At 73.9% G+C, this 20694-nt stretch carries 16 protein-coding genes; 7 read left to right on the top strand and 9 right to left on the bottom strand.

The features are described 5' to 3' along the window. The first annotated feature begins 23 nt into the window (after positions 1 to 23). The gene (locus tag ABZ951_RS06470) at positions 24 to 683 is read left to right on the top strand and encodes a TetR/AcrR family transcriptional regulator (RefSeq protein ID WP_344092666.1); all 660 of its coding nucleotides are present in this window, start codon (positions 24 to 26) and stop codon (positions 681 to 683) included. A 243-nt stretch (positions 684 to 926) separates the two neighbouring features. Here ABZ951_RS06470 and ABZ951_RS06475 read toward each other — a convergent pair whose 3' ends face one another. The 7 genes from ABZ951_RS06475 to iolC form a co-directional block, all read right to left on the bottom strand. Continuing rightward, complete coding sequence (locus tag ABZ951_RS06475) at positions 927 to 3029, bottom strand: FUSC family protein (RefSeq protein ID WP_344092664.1); 2103 nt, start codon at positions 3027 to 3029, stop codon at positions 927 to 929. Between the two features lie 139 nt (positions 3030 to 3168). After that, positions 3169 to 3642: a hypothetical protein gene (locus ABZ951_RS06480; protein WP_344092662.1), complete on the bottom strand. Its 474-nt coding sequence runs from the start codon at positions 3640 to 3642 to the stop codon at positions 3169 to 3171. 192 nt (positions 3643 to 3834) lie between these two features. Then, positions 3835 to 5328: a CoA-acylating methylmalonate-semialdehyde dehydrogenase gene (gene mmsA, locus ABZ951_RS06485; RefSeq protein ID WP_344092660.1), complete on the bottom strand. Its 1494-nt coding sequence runs from the start codon at positions 5326 to 5328 to the stop codon at positions 3835 to 3837. Positions 5329 to 5382: 54 nt separating this feature from the next. Next, the gene (iolD, locus tag ABZ951_RS06490) at positions 5383 to 7260 is read right to left on the bottom strand and encodes a 3D-(3,5/4)-trihydroxycyclohexane-1,2-dione acylhydrolase (decyclizing) (RefSeq protein WP_344092658.1); all 1878 of its coding nucleotides are present in this window, start codon (positions 7258 to 7260) and stop codon (positions 5383 to 5385) included. After that, positions 7257 to 8138, bottom strand: a complete 882-nt coding sequence (iolB, locus tag ABZ951_RS06495; protein ID WP_344092656.1) for a 5-deoxy-glucuronate isomerase — start codon at positions 8136 to 8138, stop codon at positions 7257 to 7259. Before iolB ends, iolD begins: the two co-directional genes overlap by 4 nt. An 80-nt stretch (positions 8139 to 8218) precedes the next feature. Beyond that, positions 8219 to 9106, bottom strand: a complete 888-nt coding sequence (locus ABZ951_RS06500) for a deoxyribose-phosphate aldolase (protein WP_344092654.1) — start codon at positions 9104 to 9106, stop codon at positions 8219 to 8221. Then, positions 9103 to 10122: a 5-dehydro-2-deoxygluconokinase gene (gene iolC / locus ABZ951_RS06505; RefSeq protein ID WP_344092652.1), complete on the bottom strand. Its 1020-nt coding sequence runs from the start codon at positions 10120 to 10122 to the stop codon at positions 9103 to 9105. The genes ABZ951_RS06500 and iolC overlap by 4 nt, the downstream gene beginning before the upstream one ends. A gap of 170 nt (positions 10123 to 10292) precedes the next feature. Between iolC and ABZ951_RS06510 the strand changes: the two genes are divergently transcribed. From ABZ951_RS06510 to ABZ951_RS06535, 6 genes are all read left to right on the top strand, one after another. Next, entirely contained in the window at positions 10293 to 11216 is a 924-nt protein-coding gene (locus tag ABZ951_RS06510; protein ID WP_344092650.1) for a sugar phosphate isomerase/epimerase, read from the top strand. Positions 11217 to 11298: 82 nt separating this feature from the next. After that, entirely contained in the window at positions 11299 to 12309 is a 1011-nt protein-coding gene (locus ABZ951_RS06515; protein WP_344092647.1) for a Gfo/Idh/MocA family oxidoreductase, read from the top strand. Between the two features lie 41 nt (positions 12310 to 12350). After that, complete coding sequence (locus ABZ951_RS06520) at positions 12351 to 13382, top strand: Gfo/Idh/MocA family oxidoreductase (protein ID WP_344092645.1); 1032 nt, start codon at positions 12351 to 12353, stop codon at positions 13380 to 13382. Positions 13383 to 13603: 221 nt separating this feature from the next. Continuing rightward, positions 13604 to 13810, top strand: a complete 207-nt coding sequence (locus ABZ951_RS06525) for a MerR family transcriptional regulator (RefSeq protein WP_344092643.1) — start codon at positions 13604 to 13606, stop codon at positions 13808 to 13810. A gap of 175 nt (positions 13811 to 13985) precedes the next feature. Further along, entirely contained in the window at positions 13986 to 14204 is a 219-nt protein-coding gene (locus tag ABZ951_RS06530) for a heavy-metal-associated domain-containing protein (RefSeq protein WP_344092641.1), read from the top strand. A 36-nt stretch (positions 14205 to 14240) separates the two neighbouring features. Next, entirely contained in the window at positions 14241 to 16511 is a 2271-nt protein-coding gene (locus ABZ951_RS06535) for a heavy metal translocating P-type ATPase (protein WP_344092639.1), read from the top strand. Between the two features lie 453 nt (positions 16512 to 16964). On the opposite strand, the gene ABZ951_RS06540 is transcribed toward ABZ951_RS06535, so the two are convergent. Both ABZ951_RS06540 and ABZ951_RS06545 read right to left on the bottom strand, forming a co-directional pair. Next, positions 16965 to 18251: a citrate synthase gene (locus ABZ951_RS06540; RefSeq protein ID WP_344092635.1), complete on the bottom strand. Its 1287-nt coding sequence runs from the start codon at positions 18249 to 18251 to the stop codon at positions 16965 to 16967. 115 nt (positions 18252 to 18366) lie between these two features. Then, positions 18367 to 20646 carry an ATP-dependent RecD-like DNA helicase gene (locus ABZ951_RS06545; protein WP_344092633.1) on the bottom strand — a complete coding sequence of 760 codons (2280 nt, stop codon included), beginning with the start codon at positions 20644 to 20646 and terminating at the stop codon, positions 18367 to 18369. Positions 20647 to 20694 lie beyond the last annotated feature (48 nt).

Below are 20694 nucleotides of genomic sequence, written 5' to 3' on the forward strand. Positions count from 1 at the left end.
GCGAAAGCGAGGAGGTGGCAGCCGTGCCCAAGCGGGTGGACCACGAGGAGCGGCGCCGCAGGATCGCGGAGGCCCTCTGGCGGATCGCGTGCGCGCGGGGGCTGGACCGGGCGAGCCTGCGCGATGTCGCGGCCGAGGCGGGCATCTCACTCGGCCAGTTGCAGCACTACTTCTCCAGCAAGGAGGAGATGCTGGTCTTCGCCCTCCGGCACATCTCCGACCTCGCGGCCCGGCGCGTGAGCAAGCGCATCGGCGCGCTGCCGGGATCGCCCGGCCCGCGGGAGGTGCTGCGGGAGTCGCTCATCGAGATGCTCCCCATGGACGCCGACAGCCGCGCCGGCAATCTGGTGCAGGTCGCCTACTTCGTCCGGGCGCTCCACGACGAACGGCTGCGCGACAACGCGCAGGAGGGCATCCCGGCGCTGCGGGACTTTTTCGCCGGGCAGGTGCGCAGCGGCGTCGAACGGGGGGAGATCGCGGCGGACCGCGACCCGGAGACGGAGGCGATGCTGCTGATCGCCCTGGTCGACGGGCTCACGGCGTACACCCTCCTGGAGGTCTGGTCCCCCGAGGGAGCGCTGCGCCTGCTGGACGCACACCTGGACCGGCTGTTCACGGGGCGGCCTCCGGCCGGGTCGGGGGTGCCGGGGGTGCCGGCCGCCGGGGCCGGAGAGCCGGGCTAGCGGGGCGCCGGACGCGCCTACCCACGCGCGTCCGGCCGGACGACGGCCTCCAGCGACCACCCGGCCGGACAAGGGGGACCGCAGAGCCTGACAAGCGGAAAGCCGGGCGATCAGGGCCCCGACGCCCACCCGACCCGGCAGCGGCTCACGGTGCGGCCGGCGAGAGGGGTCCGCGGCCCGGCAGGGCCGGCCGGCGTCAACCGCCCGCGCGCGGCCGGCGGTCCGGCGTCCGCCTCGCCGTTCCTACGGCCGGCGGGCCGCCCGGTTGCGGCCGCGGGGGCCCGGGGAGAGGGCCGTCTCCAGTTCGTGGAGGGCGTCCATCAGCAGTTCCGTGCCGCGGATCGCGACGCCCTCGTCGCCCGCCCGCTCGCGCCACGCGTCCAGGGCCGCCCGCGGGCCCGACCAGTCCAGCGCCTGCCTGTCCCGGACGGCTTGGACGGCCGCCGGCAGGGCCGCCTCCAGGGCCGTGGCGAACGCCTCCGCCCCCGGGTCCGGGTCGGCGCCGCGGTCCGGGAGATGAGCCTCCATCAGCATCGTGGCCCGGCCCATGGTGGCGAGTGCCGCTTCCGCCGCCCGCTCGGCGCTGCGGGAGATGCCCCGGTGCCGCACGGGCTCGGTCAGGGCGCGGGCGGCCGCGTCCTCCCAGGCCGTGCGGGCCGCCCGGGAGTCCAGGAGCGCCTCGCGCACGCGCCGCGGCTTGCGCTCGGCGGGCCGTGCGAAGGCGCCCAGGACGGCGAGCGTGTAGCGGCCGTTGGCCCGGGCCCAGTCGGCGAGCCGGTCCCGCAGCCGGGGCGTCTCCCAGCTCGGGAAGAGCGCGTAGGCGGCCATCGCGAGGACCCCGCCCAGCAGGGTCAGCGCCACCCGCTCCTGCACCGTCTGCGACCAGCCCTCGCCCGCGATGCCGAGCAGGAAGACGACGTACGCGGCGATGCAGGCCGAGGCCACGCTGTAACCCGTGCGCATCAGCAGGTACATCAGCCCGATGCACACCACGGCCAGCCCCGCGCTCACCCAGGCGCCGGGGCGGGTCGTCGCCATCAGCGCCCCGGCGACGAGCACGCCGACGACCGTCCCCGCGAAGCGGGCCACGCCCCGTGAGTAAGTCTGGCCGAAGTCCGGCCGCATCACCATCACCGAGGTCATGGGCGCCCAGTAGGTGTGCCCGAACGGCAGGGCGCTCCCCAGGGCGTAGCCGGCCAGCGCCACGGCGGCGACCCGCACGGCGTGCCGCCCGACCGGCGAGGACCAGCGCGCCTCGCGGCGCAGGGCCCGCAGCCCCACCGGGACGAGCCGGGGCACCGAGGGCCGCAGCAGGTGCCGGTGCTCCGGCGGCTCCGGCCTGTCCGGGGACGCGGCGGTGGTGACGGGCTCGTCCGTGGCCTCCACGGCGTCGCCCAGCAGGGCGATCAGCCGCAGCGCGGAGCGGCGGGCGGCCCCTTGGAGTATCGGCGTCTCGGGCACTTCCAGCGCCGCCACCGCCTCGGGCGGCAGCCGCACCGGCCTGCCCCACCGGATCGCCCGCGCCACCGCGTCCAGGACCGCGCCGGAGGCGGCCAGCAAATCCCGCACCCGGTCGCGCTCGGGCCCTTCGGCGGGGGCACCGAGCACGGGGTCGGCGAGGGAGGCGAGCACGGGCCGGATCCGCTCGGCGACGCCCCGGGGCCCGCCCAACTGGCGCGGTCGGCTGCGGGCCTGCCGCGGGGTCAGCTCGGCGGCCTCCCGGGCGTCCATCAGCGGCTGCGGGTCGAAGCGCGCCACGGGGTCGTGGCGGAGCCGGCGCGCGTAGTCCGCCTCGGCGGCCAGCGCGTCGGCGAGGGCGTCCCGCTGGGCGCCCCAGGGCCGGATGGGCAGCAGGACGATCAGCGCCGCCTGGACGAGCCCGCCGAAGGCGATCAACCCGGCGTGCTCCAGCGCCCCGGCGACCGAGGTCGGCAGGGTGACCGTGACGAGCATGACCGCGACGGTCTGCGTGGCCACCAGGCCCGAGACCGGGCCGACGGCCCACGCCATGCCCGCCAGCAGCGTCCACACGGTGAGCAGGACGGCGAACACGAGGGGGTCGGCGGCGGCGACGTAGCCGAGGAAGGTGCTGACCCCCAGCCCCACCGCCACCGCGAGTGCCAGCACGGGCCGGGGCCGCCAGCTCCGCTGAAAGGTCGCCAGCCCGGAGGCGAACGCCCCGAACGCGGACGACACGGCCAGCTCCGGCGACCCGAGCCACAGCAGCAGCCCGATCACGATCGCGACCCCGCACGCGCCGCGCAGCGCGACGAGGGGCGTCAGTCTGGTCCGCTCGATCGTCAGCCCGGTACGAACGGTGTCTTTCAGCGCCTTCGACCAGGTCATACCGTCGAGCTTACGGTCCTGACCGCAACTGATCGGAATGCGACCGACCGCTTATTTCGGTGACCGGTGGGCGCCGCCGCCCGCCGCTATCGCCCCGGCCCGACCTGACCCGACGCCGCCCGGTCCCGCCCGGCCCCGGCTACCGCCGAAGGTCACCGCACACGATGTCGGCCAGCTTCAGCGGCTTGCTCGCGTCCAGCCCGACGTACGCCGTGAACCGGCCGTCCGGCCCGCCGCCCCACTTCGTGGTCACGGTGGCCCAGCCCATGCCCGCCGACTGCGCGGTGGTGACCTTGCCTATCGCGATGCTCCGCGGGGTGTTCTGCGCGCACAGCAGCAGGTCGTAGTCCTTCGTGGCGGCGGCCTTCTTCTTCAGCTCCTCGGTGACCTTGTTCTTACGGGCGGCCGGGCTCGGCCCGTGCTGTCCGTAGAAGCCGGTCAGGAACGCGTGCACCTGCTTGGCGTCGTACTGCCCGGCCGCCGGCCGGTGCTGACCCGCACCCACCGGGGCCGCACCCACCGGAGCGGCGGCCACGGCCGGCACCGCGACGCCCAGCACCGCCGCACAGACGGCGACAGCCACGACCGGGCGCCGGAAATCGAAATGGAACACGACTGGCCCTCCCTTGTTTCCCCGCGAGGCTGTTGTCCCCGCGAGGCCCTTGCTCCCCTGCAAGGCCCCCTTGTTAAGAAAGACACCGCGGGGCCCGCATCGGTTGCGGGCCCCCGGCGGCGCACCAGGGCGGGAAGATCTCAGGACCGCGGCGCACTGGCGCGGCAGGGAGCTCAGGACCGCGCCACGGCCTCAGCGGTGGCTGGGAAAGCCCAGGTCCACGGCACTGTCCGCCGGGTCCGGCCAGCGGGTCGTGACGACCTTGCCGCGGGTGTAGAAGTGCACGCCGTCGTTGCCGTAGATGTGGTGGGCGCCGAAGAGCGAGTCCTTCCAGCCGCCGAAGGAGTGGTAGCCGACCGGCACCGGGATGGGCACGTTGACGCCCACCATGCCCGCCTGCACCTCCAGTTGGAAGCGCCGGGCCGCTCCGCCGTCACGGGTGAAGATGGCGGTGCCGTTGCCCCAGGGCGAGCCGTTGATGAGCGCGAGCCCCTCCTCGTAGGTCTCCGCGCGCAGCACGCACAGCACCGGGCCGAAGATCTCATCGCGGTAGGCGTCGGCGCCGGCGGGCACCTTGTCCAGGAGGGACAGGCCGATCCAGTGGCCGTCCTCGTAGCCCTCGACCGTGAAGCCCGTGCCGTCCAGGACGACCTCCGCTCCCTGGGCCGCGGCGCCGGAGACGTAGGAGGCGACCTTGTCGCGGTGGGCCTTGGTGATGAGGGGGCCCATCTCGGAGGACGGGTCGTCACCGGGGCCGATCTTGATCTTCTCGGCGCGTTCCCTGATCTTCGCGACGAGCTCGTCCCCGGTGTCACCGACGGCGACGACCGCCGAGATCGCCATGCAGCGCTCGCCCGCCGAGCCGTAGGCGGCGGAGACGGCGGCGTCCGCGGCCGCGTCGAGGTCGGCGTCGGGCAGGACCAGCATGTGGTTCTTGGCGCCGCCGAGGGCCTGGACGCGCTTGCCGTTGGCGGTGCCGGTGGTGAAGATGTGCCGGGCGATCGGGGTCGAGCCGACGAAGCTGACGGCGGCGACGTCCGGGTGCTCCAGGATGCGGTCCACGGCCACCTTGTCGCCGTTGACGACGTTCAGCACCCCGTCCGGCAGCCCGGCCTCCGCGGCCAGTTCGGCGAGGAGCAGGGCCGCCGAGGGGTCCTTCTCGCTCGGCTTGAGGACGAAGGTGTTCCCGCACGCGACGGCGAGCGGGAACATCCACATCGGCACCATCGCCGGGAAGTTGAAGGGCGTGATGCCCGCGACGACGCCGAGCGGCTGGCGGATCGAGGAGACGTCCACGCCCCCCGACACCTGCGTGGACAGCTCGCCCTTGAGCTGGGTGGTGATGCCGCAGGCCAGCTCGACGATCTCCAGGCCGCGGGCGACCTCGCCCAGCGCGTCGGCGTGGACCTTGCCGTGCTCGGCCGTGATCAGCCGGGCGAGCTCGTCGCGGTGGGCGTCGAGCAGGGCCCGGTAGCGGAAGAGGACTGCCGAGCGGGCCGCCAGCGAGGAGGTGCCCCAGGTCGCGAACGCGGCCTTCGCGGCGGCCACGGCCGCGTCGACCTCCGCCGCGGAGGCGAAGGCGACGCGCGTGGTCTGCGCACCGGTCGCCGGGTCGGTGACCGGCCCGTAGGTGCCGGAGGCGCCCTCGACGGCCTTGCCGCCGATCCAGTGGTTCACGGTCTTCATCTTCGGGAGCCCTTCTGGCACGGGTTTCGGGGTGGGCGTCAGGTCCGCTCGGCCTCAGAGATGGCGGCGCCGGGCGGCCGCCCCGCGCTCGTACTCCCGGCGCGCCCGCACCGCCGCCGGCCGGGTGGCGGCCTGGGCGACAGGCACATCCCACCACGCCTCGGCGGGGGGCGCGCCCGGCACTGTGTCGGCTGTTCGCGTCTCGACATAGACACATGTGGGGCGGTCGGACGCGCGGGCCTCGGCCAGGGCCCGGCGCAGTTCCCCGGCCGTGCGGGCGCGCAGGACGGCCATGCCCAGCGAGGCGGCGTTGGCGGCCAGGTCCACGGGCAGCGGGTCGCCGGTGTAGGTGCCGTCGGCCGCGCGGTAGCGGTAGGCGGTGCCGAAGCGTTCGCCGCCGACCGCCTCCGACAGGCCGCCGATGGAGGCGTAGCCGTGGTTCTGGATGAGGATGACCTTGATGGCGATCCCCTCCTGCACGGCGGTGACCAGCTCGGTGGGCATCATCAGGTACGTGCCGTCGCCGACGAGCGCCCACACGGGCCGGCCGGGGGCGGCCAGGCGCACGCCGATCGCGGCCGGGATCTCGTAGCCCATGCAGGAGTAGCCGTACTCCAGGTGGTACTGGCGGCGGGAGCGGGTCCGCCAGAGCTTGTGCAGGTCGCCGGGGAGCGAGCCGGCCGCGTTGACGATGACGTCCTCGTCGCCGACGACACGGTCCAGCGCGCCCAGCACCTGGGTCTGGGTGGGCGGGGCGTCCGGGTCGTCGGTGGCGTAGGCGCGGTCGACGACGGCCTCCCAGCGGGCCTTGCCGGCCGTGTACTCCCGCTCGTACGCCGCGGTGACCCGGTGGCCGGCGAGCGCGGTGGTGAGGGCCTCCAGTCCGGTGCGGGCGTCGGCCACGAGGGCCAGGCCGGCCATCTTGTGCGCGTCGGAGGGGGTGATGTTGAGGTTGACGAAGCGGACGCCGGGGTCAGCGAAGAGGGTGGAGGAGGCGGTGGTGAAGTCGCTGTAGCGGGTGCCGACGCCGATGACCAGGTCGGCGGTGCGGGCGAGGTCGTCGGCGACGGCCGTGCCGGTGTGGCCGATGCCGCCGAGGTCCGCCGGGTGGGCGTGGTGCAGCGAGCCCTTGCCCGCCTGGGTGGAGGCCACGGGGATGCCGGTCGCGTCCACGAGGGCCCGCAGCGCCTCCTCGGCCTCGCTGTGGTGGACCCCGCCGCCCGCGATCAGCAGGGGGCGCCGGGCGGCCCGTACCGCCCGGGCGGCCTCGCCGGTGGCGGCCGGGTCGGGGGCCGGGCGGCGGACGTGCCAGACGCGGTCGGCGAAGAACTCCTCCGGCCAGTCGTACGCCTCGGCCTGGACGTCCTGCGGCAGGGCGAGGGTGACGGCGCCGGTCTCGGCCGGGTCGGTCAGCACCCGGGCGGCCTGGAGGGCGGCGGGGATCAGCGCTTCGGGCCGGGTGATCCGGTCGAAGTACTTCGAGACGGGCCGCAGGCAGTCGTTGACGGAGACGTCGCCCGCGCCGGGGAACTCCAGCTGCTGGAGGACGGGGTCGGCGGGCCGGGTGGCGAAGGTGTCGCCGGGCAGCAGCAGGACGGGCAGCCGGTTGACGGTGGCGAGGGCGGCGCCGGTGACGAGGTTGGTGGCGCCGGGGCCGATGGAGGTGGTGACGGCCTGCGCGGAGAGCCGGTCGCTCTGGCGGGCGTAGCCGACGGCGGCGTGGACCATGGCCTGTTCGTTGCGCCCCTGGAGGTAGGGCAGGGCCCCTTGGGACTCCAGCAGCGCCTGGCCGACGCCGGCTACGTTGCCGTGGCCGAAGATGCCCCAGCAGGCACTGATCAGCCGGGCCCGGTGCCCGTCCCGTTCGGTGTACTGGTGGGCGAGGAACTCCACCAGCGCCTGGGCGACGGTCAGCCGGCGAGTCCGCGTCATCGGTCGCCTCCGGGGGCGGCGTAGAACGGCAGCCGCGGGTCGGCGGGCTGCTCGGGCCAGGTGGTGCGGATCCAGGCGTGGTCGGGGTGGTCGCGGATGAGCCACTCCCGCTCGGCGCCGGGCCCCGCCATGACGTTCAGGTAGTACATGTCGTGGCCGGGGGCGGCGACGGAGGGGCCGTGCCACCCGTCGGGGATCAGGACGGCGTCGCCGCTGCGGACCTCGGCGAGGACGTCCGTCCCGCCGGTCCGGGAGGGGGAGACCCGCTGGTAGCCGAGGCCGGAGTCGCCGCTGATCTCGAAGTAGTAGATCTCCTCCAGTTCGCTCTCCTCGCCGGGGCGGTGCTCGTCGTGCTTGTGCGGCGGGTAGGAGGACCAGTTGCCCCCGGGGGTGAGGACCTCCACGGCGATGAGCCGGTCGCAGTCGAACACCCCGGCGGCGGCGAAGTTGTTGACCTGCCGGGAGCAGTGGCCGGTGCCGCGCAGCTCGACGGGGACGCCGGACGCGGGCCCGTAGCGGGCGGGCAGCCGGCGCTCGCAGCGCGCGCCGGTGAGCGCGAAGCGCCCGCCGGTGGGCGAGCTGAGGGTCACGTGCGCGTCGCGTGGGACGTACGCGAAGTCGGTGACGCCCGCGAACACGTTCTTCCTGCCGGCCAGTGCGAGGGGACGTCCGTCCACGGTGACCGTGCAGCCGCCCGCCAGCGGCAGCACGATCCACTCGCTGTCGCCGGAGGTGAACGTGTGGGTGGAGCCGGGAGTCAGGGCGAGGACGCGCAGCGCCGAATAGCCCCAGCCGGCCTGTTCCGGGCCGATGTCCAGGGTGTACGGGCCGCCGTCGGCGGCGCTGCCGGCGGGGATGTGGTGGGTGGCGAGGCTCATCCGGTTCTCGACTCTCCTGACGTCGCGTAAGGCACGGCCTGACGGGGGTGACGGTCGTGCGGCCGTCCGGGGCACCAGGGTCACAGCAGTCCCACGGCCGTGTCGACGGCGCCCGCCACGTCGCCGTCGGCGGGGTAGAGCAGGGAACGGCCGACGACCAGCCCCTGCACGGTGGGCAGCCGCAGCGCGGCGCGCCACTTCTCGTACGCGGCGTCCTGCCCGGCGGCACCTTCGGGCACGTCGCCGCCCAGCAGCACGGCGGGGAGGGTGGAGGTCTCCATGACGCGGGCCATGTCGCGGGGGTCGTCGGTGACGGGGACCTTGAGCCAGGTGTAGGCGGAGGTGCCGGCGAGGCCGGAGGCGATGGCGATGGAGGTGATGACGGCCTCGGCGCCGAGGTCGTTGTGGACCTTGCCCGCCACCCGCCGGGAGAGGAACGGTTCGACGAAGACGGGCAGCCGGCGGGCGGCCATGGCGTCGACGGCCCGGGCGGCGGCGTGCAGGGTGGTGAGGGAGCCGGGGTCGTCGTGGTCGATGCGCAGCAGGAGCTTGCCGGCGTCGAAGCCGAGCGCGGCCAGGTCCTCGGGGCGGTGGCCGGTGAAGCGGTCGTCCATCTCGAAGGCGGCGCCGGAGAGTCCGCCGCGGTTCATCGACCCGATGACGACCTTGTGTTCGAGGGCGCCGAGCAGCAGCAGGTCGTCCAGGATGTCGGCGGAGCCGAGCACGCCGTCGACGCCGGGGCGGGAGAGGGCGAGGCACAGCCGTTCCAGCAGGTCGCCGCGGTGGGCCATGGCGAAGGGGCGGCCGCCGACGGCGAGGGCGCCGCGGGCGGGGTGGTCGGCCGCGATGATCATCAGGCGGCCGGAGTCGCCGAGGAGCGGGCGGCGGGCCCGCCGGGCCGCCGCCTCGGCGACGGCCTCGGGGTGCCGGCCGCGCACCCGCGCGAGGTCGGCGATGCGGACGGTCACGGGCTGCGCTCCCCCTCGGCGGCGCCGGCGAGGAGGGCTTCCACCTCGCCGGGGGCGGGCATCGCGGCGGAGCAGGCGAGCCGGGAGGCGACGAGGGCGCCGGCGGCGCTCGCGTAGCGCAGGGTGCGCTCCAGCTCCCAGCCGGCGAGCAGGCCGTGGCAGAGGGCGCCGCCGAACGCGTCGCCCGCGCCGAGCCCGTTGAGGACGTCGATCGCGGTCGGCGGCACCTCGACGGTGGTGCCGTCGCGGTGGACGGCGAGGACGCCCTCGGGGCCCCGTTTGACGACGGCGAGCTCGACGCCGGCGTCGAGGAGGGCCCAGGCGGCGGCGTGCGGTTCGCGTTCGCCGGTGGCGACCTCGCACTCGTCGGCGTTGCCGACGGCGACGGTGGTGTGGGCCAGGGCCGCGGCGTAGTGCGGGTGGGCGGCGGCCCTCGCGGCGGGCCCGGTGGCGCCGCCCGCGCCGGAGGCACCGCCTTCGCCGCCCCAGAACATCGGCCGCCAGTCGAGGTCGAAGACGGTGGTGCCGCGCTTGGCCCTCGCGGCGAGCGCGGCGAGCGTCGCCGCCCGGCTGGGCTCCTCGCACAGGCCGGTGCCGGTCACCCAGAGGATCCGGGTGGCGCGGACGGCGTCCAGATCCAGCTCGGCGGTGCGGATCTCCAGGTCGGGGGCCTTGGGCCGGCGGTAGAAGTAGAGCGGGAAGTCGTCCGGCGGGAAGAGCTCGCAGAAGGTCAGGGGCGTGGGGTAGTCGGCGACGGGGGTGACCCACCGGTCGTCCACCCCGAAGTCGCGCAGTGCCTGGTGGAGGTAGTCGCCGAAGGGGTCGGCGCCGGTGCGGCTGATCAGTGCGGCGCGGCGGCCGAGCCGGGCGGCGGCCACGGCGACGTTGGCCGCCGACCCGCCCAGGAACTTCCCGAAGGTCTCGACCCGCGACAGCGGCACGCCGGTCTGGAGGGGGTAGAGGTCCACCCCGATCCGGCCCATCGTGATCAGGTCGTACGGTCTCGGCTCACTCATGGGTCAGGTCTAGCCGGGCCGTTCGAGCATGTCAAGGAATTGTCCTTACATATAGACGTACTCGGAGGGCTCTTGACGTTACGTCCGTATGTCCGGACGAACCCTTGACACCCAACTACCCTGCGGGGAAGCTACGCACAACCCCGCCCCTCCCCCGAGGAGAGCCGCCCATGTCCGCCACGCACCCCGCGTCCCCCGCCTCCTCCCCCCGGATCCGGGTCGGTTCCGCGCCGGACTCCTGGGGCGTCTGGTTCGCCGACGACCCGGCCCAGACCCCCTGGCGGCGCTTCCTCGACGAGGTCGCCGAGGCGGGCTACGCGTGGATCGAGCTCGGCCCGTACGGCTACCTCCCCACCGACCCCGCCCGGCTCCGCGAGGAGACCGGCCGGCGCGGGCTCTCCGTCTCCGCCGGCACCGTCTTCACCGCCCTGCACCGCGGGCCCGCCGTCTGGGAGGACACCTGGGAGCAGGTCGCGCGGGTCGCCGAGCTGACGCGGGCCGTGGGCGGCCGCCACCTCGTCGTCATCCCCTCCTTCTGGCGTGACGACAGGACCGCGGAGCTGATCGAGAGCCCCGAGCTGACGGCGGAGCAGTGGCGTCACCTCACCACGGGCACGGAGCGCCTGGCCCGCGAGGTCCGCGAGCGCTTCGGGCTCGGCATCGCCGTCCATCCGCACGCCGACACCCACCTCGACACCGAGGCGCACGTGGAGCGCTTCCTGGACGCCACCGACTCCGGCCTGGTCGACCTGTGCCTGGACACCGGGCACTACGCCTACTGCGGCGGCGACAGCGTCAAGCTCATCGAGACCTACGGCGAGCGGATCGGCTACCTCCACCTCAAGCAGGTCGATCCGGCGGTCCTCGCGGACGTGATCGCCAAGGGCACGCCCTTCGGCCCCGCCGTGCGCCAGGGCGTCATGTGCGAACCGCCGCGGGGGGTACCGGCCCTGGAGCCGGTGCTGGCCGCCGCCGCGAAGCTGGACGCGGACCTGTTCGCCATCGTGGAGCAGGACATGTACCCCTGCCCGCCGGACCGGCCGCTGCCCATCGCCCGGCGCACCCGCGGGTTCCTCCGCGGCTGCGGCCTCTGACCGCCGTGCACGGCCGGGAAGACGCCCGGGAAGCCGCCCGGAGAGACACCGGGAGAGACAGCAGAAACGGGAGAGTCGCAGCATGACGCAGCAAGGCACCCTCGGCGTCGCCGTCATCGGCACGGGGAGGATGGGCGCCGACCACGTCCGGCGGCTCGACCGCGCCGTCAGCGGGGCGCGGGTCGCCGCGGTCGTCGACGTCGACGGCGAGCGGGCGGAGCGGGCCGCCGCCGGGATCGGGGGCTGCGCCGCCCACACCGACGCGGCGGCCGCGATGGACGCCCCCGGCGTGGACGCGGTGCTCATCGCCTCGCCCGGCCCGGCCCACGAGGCCGCCCTCCTGGAGGCGTTCGCCCGCGATCTGCCCGTGCTGTGCGAGAAGCCCCTCACCCCGGACGCCGCGTCGGCGCTGCGCGTGCTGGAGGCGGAGACCCGGCTGGGGCACCGCCGGGTCCAGGTGGGTTTCATGCGCCGCTACGACGCCGAGCACCTGGAGCTGAAGGCGCTGCTGGACGCGGGCGGGCTCGGGCGGGCCCTGATGCTGCACTGCCGCCACCGCAACGTCTCCACGCCGCCCGGCTACACCGAGCAGATGATGATCAACGACTCGGTGGTGCACGAGATCGACAGCACCCGCTGGCTGCTCGGCCAGGAGATCACCGCCGTCACCGTGCTCAAGCCCGGCGGCGCGGCGGCGCCCGAGCACCTGCCCCAGCTCGTCCTCCTGGAGACCGCCGCGGGCGTGGTCGTCGACGTGGAGATCTTCCCCGCCTGCGGCTTCGGCTACCAGGTGCAGTGCGAGGCCGTGGGCGAGCGCGGCACCGCCCGGATCGGCGACGCCCACGGGCTGTCCGTGCACACCGCGGGCCGCTGGGGCGGGCGGATCGCCCAGGACTTCCTGGCCCGCTTCGCCGACGCCTACGACCGGCAGGTGCAGTGCTGGGTGGACGCCACCCGGCGCGGGGCGGTCGAGGGCCCGAGCGCGTGGGACGGCTACGCCGCGGCGGCGGTGTGCGAGGCGGGCGTACGGGCCCAGGCCACGGGCGGCCGCGTGGCGGTCGACCTGGCCGCGCGCCCGGCCCTGTACGACTGACCGGGCCTGCCCCCACCCTCCCCGACGAAGGAGCTGTCGCCGTGCGGATCGGTCTCATCGGAGCGGGGCGCATCGGGTCCTTCCACGCGGCCGTCCTGGCCGGGGCGGACGGGGTCGGCGAGCTCGTCGTCGCGGACGCCGATCCGGGCCGGGCCGCGGCCCTGGCGGCCCGCGTCGGCGCCCGGGCCGCGTCCCCGGACGCCGTGCTGATGCCCGGCGCCGTCGACGCCGTCGTCATCACCGCCGCGACCGCCGCCCACGCCGGTCTGATCACCGCGGCGGCCCGCGCCGGGCTGCCCGCCTTCTGCGAGAAGCCCGTCGCCCTCGACCCCGCGGCCACGCTCCGGGCGCTGCGCGAGGTCGACGCGGCGGGGACGCTGCTGCAACTGGGCTTCCAGCGCCGCTTCGACGCCGGGTTCCTGGCCGCCAGGGAGGCCCTGCGCGCCGGGCGGCTCGGCCGGGTGCACACCATCCGGACGGTGACGTCCGACCCCGCGCCCCCGCCGCCGGAGTTCCTGCCCCACTCCGGCGGGCTGATCCGTGACTGCCTGGTGCACGACTTCGACGCCGTCCGGTGGCTGACGGGACGTGAGGTGTCGGAGGTGTACGCGCGGGGCTCGGCGGGCGGTGCCGCCTTCTTCCGGGAGGCCGGCGATGTGGACACCGCCGCCGCGCTGCTCACGCTGGACGACGGCACCCTCGTCACGGCGACCGCCACCCGGTACAACGGCGCGGGCTGCGACGTGCGGACGGAGCTGTCCGGCGAGCGCGACCAGTGGGTGGTGGGGCTGGACGGGCGCACGCCCGCCACCTCGGCGGAGCCGGCCGGGCCGGGGGCGCCGGCGCGGCCCTGGGGCGGCTTCCTGGAGCGGTTCGACGGCGCCTACCGGGCGGAGCTCGCCCACTTCCTGCGGGCCGCGCGGGGCGAGGCGCCCAACCCCTGCCCAGGGTGGGAGGGGCTGTGGGCGCTGCTGGTGGCCGAGGCGTGCGAGCTGTCCCGGCGGGAGGGCCGGCCGGTGCGGCCCGCGGAGGTGGCGGAACGGGCGGGCCTGGACGCGCCGGGTCCGCGCTGACGGGGCCCGCCGCGAGGCGTTTGGCGGCTGTTACACCGTCATGTCCTGGTAACGGGCGTCACGCTTACGCGGCGCTTCGGTCACAGCAGTCCAACAGCCCCACGCCGGTCGTCACTCTGCGTCGTTCGCAGGAAACAGGCTGAGTGATCAAGAACGGCAGCGCCGCGGCTCCCCCGACGGATCCCCCTCCGTCGCTGCGGCGCAGCGGAGAGGCGCGAGAGATGACTGACCGTCGACTCTGGTCCTACAAGGAGATCGCGGCGCACATCGGAGTACAGACCGATACCGTCCGGACCTACCGCAAGCACGGGCTGATGCCCGCCCCTGACGTCAGCGAGGGCGGCAAGCCCTACTGGTTCGCGGACACCATCCGCGACTGGGTCGCCCGGCGTCCCGGCAACCGTTCCCGGCGCGACAGCAAGAACTGACCCCCGACCCCAGGGCTCCGGCCGGGCACCGCCCGGACCGGGGCCCTTCGTCATGCCCCGGAGCCCGGGTACCGATCACCCGGAACCCCCTCGGAGGAATACCCCTAGGGGGTAAGGTGTTGACGCTGTTGCACGACGACGCACGACTGACGCACGACTACCGAGGAGTACCACCATGAGCGCCTCCACCACCGTCTACCAGGTGACCGGCATGACCTGCGGCCACTGCGAATCCGCGGTCACCGACGAGCTCTCCGCCCTCGCCGGGGTCACCTCCGTGAAGGCCGTGGCCTCCACCGGCGAGGTCACCGTCACCTCCTCGGCGCCGCTGGACGAGGCGGCCGTCCGCGCCGCCGTCGACGAGGCCGGCTACGAACTGACGGGCCGCGCCTGACCCCCTCCGCCCACCCTCTCCCGCCGGGAACACGCGATGAACGCGACGAACACGGTCCCCCACACCCCCACCGCACCGGCCCGCAGCGACGTCGAGCTCACCATCGGCGGCATGACGTGCGCCTCCTGCGCCGCCCGGGTCGAGAAGAAACTCAACCGGATGGACGGCGTCGAGGCCACGGTCAACTTCGCCACCGAGAAGGCGCGGATCGCCTTCGGCGACGGTGTGACGGTCGACGATCTCATCGCCACCGTGGAGAGAACGGGATACACCGCGGAACCGCCCCGGGCCCACGCGCCCGAGGCGGAACCCACACCGGAGGGCGGGGAGGCGGCCGGCGGTGAGGCCGAGGCGCTGCGGCAGCGGCTCACGGTCTCCCTGGCGCTGTCGGTGCCCGTGGTGCTGATGTCGATGGTCCCGGCCCTGCAGTTCGACCACTGGCAGTGGCTGTCGCTGACCCTCGCCGCCCCCGTCGTGATCTGGGGCGCCCTCCCCTTCCACCGCGCCGCGTGGACCAACGCCAAGCACGGCGCCGCCACGATGGACACCCTCGTCTCGATCGGCACCCTCGCGGCGTTCGGCTGGTCGCTGTGGGCGCTGTTCCTCGGCACCGCCGGCATGCCGCACATGCGCCACGCCTTCGAGTTCACCGTCTCCCGCACGGACGGCTCCTCCGCGATCTACCTGGAGGCGGCGGCCGGGGTGACGACCTTCATCCTTGCCGGGCGCTGGCTGGAGGCCCGCTCCAAGCGGAAGGCCGGGGCCGCGCTGCGGGCGCTGCTGGAGCTCGGCGCCAAGGACGTCTACGTGCTGCGCGGCGGCCGTGAGGAGCGGGTGCCCGTCTCCCGGCTGGCGGCCGGCGACCTCTTCGTCGTCCGGCCCGGCGAGAAGATCGCCACGGACGGCACCGTCGTCGAGGGCGCCTCCGCCGTGGACGCCTCCATGCTGACCGGCGAGTCCGTGCCGGTGGACGTCGCCCCCGGCGACCCCGTGGCCGGGGCGACCGTCAACACCTCCGGTCGGCTCATCGTCCGGGCCACCCGCATCGGCTCCGACACCCAGCTGGCCCGGATGGCCCGGCTCGTCGAGGACGCCCAGAACGGCAAGGCCCAGGTGCAGCGCCTCGCCGACCGGATCTCCGGCGTCTTCGTGCCCGTGGTGCTGGTGATCGCGCTGGCCACCCTGGCGGGCTGGCTGCTGGCCACGGCGGACGTGACGGCCGCCTTCACCGCCGCCGTCGCGGTGCTGATCATCGCCTGCCCCTGCGCCCTGGGCCTCGCCACGCCGACCGCCCTGATGGTCGGCACCGGCCGGGGCGCGCAGCTCGGCATCCTCATCAAGGGCCCCGAGGTGCTGGAGTCCACCCGCCGGGTGGACACGGTCGTCCTGGACAAGACGGGGACGGTGACGACCGGCCGGATGGGCCTGTGGGACGTCGTGACCGCGCCGGGCGTGAGCGAGCGCGAGCTGCTGCGCCGCGCCGGCGGCCTGGAACACGCCTCGGAGCACCCGGTCGCCAGGGCCGTCGCCGCGGGCGCCGCCGAGCGGGCCGGGGAGCTCCCGCCCGTCGAGCACTTCGAGAGCGTCGCCGGGCTGGGCGTCCGGGGCGAGGTCGAGGGGTGCCGGGTGCTGGTGGGCCGGGAGTCGCTGCTCTTCGAGGCGGGCATCGAGCTGCCCGCCTCGCTGGCGGCCGCCCTGGCCACCGCGCGGGGCGAGGGCCGCACCGCGGTGGCCGTGGCCTGGGACGGCCGGGCGCGGGGCGTCCTCTCCGTCGCCGACACCGTCAAGGAGACCAGCGCGCGGGCGGTCGCGGAGCTGCGGGCCCTCGGGCTGACGCCGGTGCTGCTCACGGGCGACACGACGGCGGTGGCGGAGTCGGTGGCCCGCGAGGTGGGCATCGACGAGGTCGTCGCCGAGGTGCTGCCGCAGGACAAGGTGGCGGTCGTCAAGCGGCTCCAGGCCCGGGGCCGGACGGTCGCGATGGTGGGCGACGGGGTCAACGACGCCGCCGCCCTGGCCACGGCCGATCTGGGCCTGGCCATGGGCACGGGCACGGACGCGGCCATGGAGGCGGGCGACCTCACGCTCGTCCGCGGTGACCTGCGGGTGGCGGCGGACGCGATCCGGCTCGCGCGCCGGACGCTCGCCATCATCAAGGGCAACCTCTTCTGGGCCTTCGGCTACAACGTGGCCGCGCTGCCCCTGGCGGCGGCCGGCCTCCTCAACCCGATGATCGCGGGGGCGGCGATGGCCTTCTCGTCGGTGTTCGTGGTGACGAACAGCCTGCGGCTGCGGTCCTTTGCCTAAGGCGTGCGCCGCCGGGCGCGGTGCGGGCCGTAAGGAATCAGCCGGCGGAGCGGGGGTTACCGCGGGGAAGATGCCGCCGGTAACCCCCATAAGAGACACAACACCCACACGTTCGAACTCTTGCCCTTTTACGTCCCCTTATGGCAGGAGACCTAGATCACAGGCATCCCAACGTAACCATTGCGGGGGGTCGTGGGTCTAACCAGGCAGTGCTGGATCGTCTTGGGGGACGGTACCGGCCACGCGTGGCCGGGGCACGTACCCGGGGAGCTTTGAGCGGCCCTCCCGTACGTACGCGTCCCGGCAGATCGCGTCGGCACCGCGCACCGCGGCTCCCGGCCGGATCCCGTGGGGGGAATCCGTTCCGGGGAACGGGAAAGCGCCCCGCTCCGACCCGTGGGGGGATCGGCGGCGGGGCGCTTTCTTCTGCGCCGGAAGCCCTGGGGCGTCGGCTCAGCCGCGCGAGAGCGGCAGGTCGCGCTCGACCACGCCGGTGTAGATCTGGCGCGGGCGGCCGATGCGGGAACCCGGCTCCTTGATCATCTCGTGCCACTGGGCGATCCAGCCGGGCAGCCGGCCGAGCGCGAAGAGCACGGTGAACATCTCGGTCGGGAAGCCCATGGCCCGGTAGATCAGACCGGTGTAGAAGTCCACGTTGGGGTAGAGGTTGCGCGAGACGAAGTAGTCGTCGGAGAGCGCGTGCTCCTCCAGCTTGAGCGCGATGTCCAGCAGCTCGTCGGACTTGCCGAGCGCCGAGAGGACGTCGTGCGCCGCCGCCTTGATGATCTTCGCCCGGGGGTCGAAGCTCTTGTAGACGCGGTGGCCGAAGCCCATCAGCCGGACGCCGTCCTCCTTGTTCTTCACCTTGCGGATGAAGGAGTCGACGTCGCCACCGTTGGCCTTGATGCCCTCGAGCATCTCCAGCACCGACTGGTTGGCGCCACCGTGCAGCGGGCCCCACAGGGCGCTGATGCCGGCCGAGATCGAGGCGAACATGTTCGCCTGCGAGGAGCCGACCAGCCGCACGGTGGAGGTCGAGCAGTTCTGCTCGTGGTCCGCGTGCAGGATGAGCAGCTTGTCGAGCGCGTTGACGACGACCGGGTCGAGGTCGTACTCGGCGGCGGGCACCGAGAAGGTCATGCGCAGGAAGTTCTCGACGTAGCCGAGGTCGTTGCGCGGGTAGACGACCGGGTGGCCGATCGACTTCTTGTACGCGTACGCCGCGATCGTCGGGAGCTTGGCGAGCAGCCGGATCGTCGAGAGGTGGCGCTGCTGCTCGTCGAAGGGGTTGTGGCTGTCCTGGTAGAAGGTCGACAGCGCGCTGACCACGGAGGACAGCATCGCCATCGGGTGGGCGTCGCGCGGGAAGCCGTCGTAGAACCGCTTGACGTCCTCGTGCAGCAGCGTGTGCTGGGTGATCTCGCCCTGGAACGCCGCCAGCTCGTCGGTGCTCGGCAGCTCACCGTTGATCAGCAGGAACGCCGTCTCGATGAACGTGCTGCGCTCGGCGAGCTGCTCGATCGGGTAACCGCGGTAGCGCAGGATGCCCTGCTCACCGTCGAGGTAGGTGATCGCGGATTTGTAGGCGGCGGTGTTGCCGTAACCGGAGTCCAGGGTCACCAGCCCGGTCTGGGCGCGGAGCTTGCCGATATCGAAGCCCTTGTCGCCGACGGTGCTGCCGACCACCGGGTAGGTGTATTCGCCGTCCCCGTACCGCAGTACTACAGAGTTGTCGCTCACGTCATCCCTCACCGACGTTGTGCCTCTTCTTCGAGGTGCCCTGACTACCCCTACCTTCCCCCATTTGGACGATGCTCGTGCACTCGGGGTCGGCCATAGGGCCTAAAGACGGCACTCAGTGCCGCCCAGCCTGCCCATCCTGCCCCGTTCGCCCCGGTTGGTAAACCGGCTGGAGACGAATCCCACCTCCGAGCCGGTGATCCAGCGCTGTACATCTCCTGCCTGCGGAAACCGTCCGGACGGCCTGGCCGAGGGCCTTGCGGGACCCCACGAGCACCACCAAGCGTTTTGCCCGAGTCACGGCGGTATAGAGGAGATTGCGCTGGAGCATCATCCAGGCCCCGGTGGTGACCGGGATCACCACTGCGGGGTACTCGCTGCCCTGGGAGCGGTGGATGGTCACCGCGTAGGCGTGGGCGAGCTCGTCGAGTTCGTCGAAGTCGTAGCCGACCTCCTCGTCCTCGTCGGTGCGCACGGTCAGCCGCTGCTCGACCTCGTCCAGGGCGGTGACGACGCCCACGGTGCCGTTGAAGACTCCGTTCTGCCCCTTTTCGTAGTTGTTGCGGATCTGGGTGACCTTGTCGCCCACCCGGAAGACCCGGCCGCCGAAGCGCCGCTCCGGCAGGTCGGGGCGGCCGGGCGTAATGGCCTGCTGGAGCAGGCCGTTGAGGGTGCCGGCGCCGGCCGGGCCACGGTGCATCGGAGCCAGCACCTGGACGTCCCGGCGCGGGTCCAGCCCGAACTTCGCGGGGATGCGCCGCGCGGCCACGTCCACGGTGAGCCGGCCGGCCTCCTCGGTGTCCTCCTCGGGGAAGAGGAAGAAATCGGCCATCCCCTGAGTGATCGGCGGCACCCCGGAGTTGATGCGGTGTGCATTCGTCACCACGCCGGACTGCTGGGCCTGGCGGAAGATCCGGGTGAGCCGGACCGCCGGGACGGGGCTGCCGGGGGCGAGGAGGTCGCGGAGCACCTCGCCGGCGCCGACCGAGGGCAGCTGGTCGACATCGCCGACGAGCAGCAGGTGGGCGCCGGGCGCCACGGCCTTGACGAGCTTGTTGGCCAGCAGCAGATCCAGCATGGACGCCTCGTCGACCACCACCAGGTCGGCGTCCAGCGGGCGGTCCTTGTCGTACGCGGCGTCACCGCCGGGCCGGAGCTCCAGCAGCCGGTGCACCGTGGAGGCGTCGGCGCCGGTGAGCTCGGAGAGGCGCTTGGCGGCCCGGCCGGTGGGCGCGGCGAGGACAACCTTGGCCTTCTTGGCCCGGGCCAGCTCCACCACCGAGCGGACGGTGAAGGACTTGCCGCACCCGGGGCCGCCGGTGAGCACCGCGACCTTGCTGGAGAGCGCGAGGCGGACCGCCTCCCGCTGCTCGGGCGCGAGCTCCGCGCCCGTGCGGTCGGCGAGCCAGGCCAGGGCCTTGTCCCACTGGACGTCCTGGAAGACGGCGAGGCGGTCCTCCTCCGTCCGCAGCAGCCGGGAGACCTGGGCGGCCAGGGAGATCTCGGCCCGGTGGAAGGGGACGAGGTAGACGGCGGTGACGGGCTCGCCGCCCTCGGGGCCCGGCACGCTCTCCCGGACGACCCCCTCGCCGTCGGGGCCGTCAGCGGCCAGCTCGGCGAGGCAGTCGATGACGAGCCCGGTGTCGACCTGGAGGAGCTTCACCGCGTCCGCGATCAGCTTCTCCTCGGGGAGGTAGCAGTGCCCCTGGTCCGTGGACTGGGAAAGGGCGTACTGGAGACCGGCCTTGACGCGGTCGGGGCTGTCGTGGGGGATGCCGACGGCCTGGGCGATGCGGTCGGCGGTGAGGAAGCCGATGCCCCAGACGTCGGCGGCCAGCCGGTAGGGCTGATTGCGGGTGACGGAGATGGAGGCGTCTCCGTACTTCTTGTAGATGCGCACGGCGATGGAGGTGGAGACCCCGACGCCCTGGAGGAAGACCATGACCTCCTTGATGGCCTTCTGCTCCTCCCAGGCGGCGCCGATCATCTTCGTCCGCTTCGGGCCGAGGCCGGGCACCTCGATCAGGCGCTTCGGCTCCCGCTCGATGACGTCCAGGGTGTCGGTGCCGAAGTGCTCGGTGATGCGGTCGGCGATGCGCGGGCCGATGCCTTTGATCAGGCCGGAGCCGAGGTAGCGGCGGATGCCCTGGACCGTGGCGGGCAGGAGCGTCGTGTAGTTCTCCACGGTGAACTGCTTGCCGTACTGGGGGTGGGAGCCCCAGCGGCCCTCCATGCGGAGCGACTCCCCCGGCTGCGCGCCGAGCAGGGCGCCGACGACCGTGAGGAGATCGCCGCTGCCGCGCCCGGTGTCGACGCGGGCGACGGTGTAGCCGCTCTCCTCGTTGGCATACGTGATCCGCTCCAGGACCCCTTCGACCACAGCCATGTTCGCCATGCCCTGACGGTACCGCCGGGGTCCGACAGCCGTTCGGGCCTGTGGAAA

The sequence above is a fragment of the Streptomyces sp. NPDC046215 genome, assembly GCF_040646215.1.
Classification (GTDB): domain Bacteria; phylum Actinomycetota; class Actinomycetes; order Streptomycetales; family Streptomycetaceae; genus Streptomyces; species Streptomyces stramineus.

What these genes read in the sequence shown, in the direction of transcription:
- mmsA (WP_344092660.1), bottom strand. Translation starts at nt 5,328, where the DNA reads ATGAAGACCGTGAACCACTGGATCGGCGGCAAGGCCGTCGAGGGCGCC.
- ABZ951_RS06475 (WP_344092664.1), bottom strand. Translation starts at nt 3,029, where the DNA reads ATGACCTGGTCGAAGGCGCTGAAAGACACCGTTCGTACCGGGCTGACG.
- ABZ951_RS06545 (WP_344092633.1), bottom strand. Translation starts at nt 20,646, where the DNA reads ATGGCGAACATGGCTGTGGTCGAAGGGGTCCTGGAGCGGATCACGTAT.
- ABZ951_RS06525 (WP_344092643.1), top strand. Translation starts at nt 13,604, where the DNA reads ATGACTGACCGTCGACTCTGGTCCTACAAGGAGATCGCGGCGCACATC.
- ABZ951_RS06530 (WP_344092641.1), top strand. Translation starts at nt 13,986, where the DNA reads ATGAGCGCCTCCACCACCGTCTACCAGGTGACCGGCATGACCTGCGGC.
- ABZ951_RS06515 (WP_344092647.1), top strand. Translation starts at nt 11,299, where the DNA reads ATGACGCAGCAAGGCACCCTCGGCGTCGCCGTCATCGGCACGGGGAGG.
- iolD (WP_344092658.1), bottom strand. Translation starts at nt 7,260, where the DNA reads ATGACGCGGACTCGCCGGCTGACCGTCGCCCAGGCGCTGGTGGAGTTC.
- iolB (WP_344092656.1), bottom strand. Translation starts at nt 8,138, where the DNA reads ATGAGCCTCGCCACCCACCACATCCCCGCCGGCAGCGCCGCCGACGGC.
- iolC (WP_344092652.1), bottom strand. Translation starts at nt 10,122, where the DNA reads ATGAGTGAGCCGAGACCGTACGACCTGATCACGATGGGCCGGATCGGG.
- ABZ951_RS06510 (WP_344092650.1), top strand. Translation starts at nt 10,293, where the DNA reads ATGTCCGCCACGCACCCCGCGTCCCCCGCCTCCTCCCCCCGGATCCGG.
- ABZ951_RS06535 (WP_344092639.1), top strand. Translation starts at nt 14,241, where the DNA reads ATGAACGCGACGAACACGGTCCCCCACACCCCCACCGCACCGGCCCGC.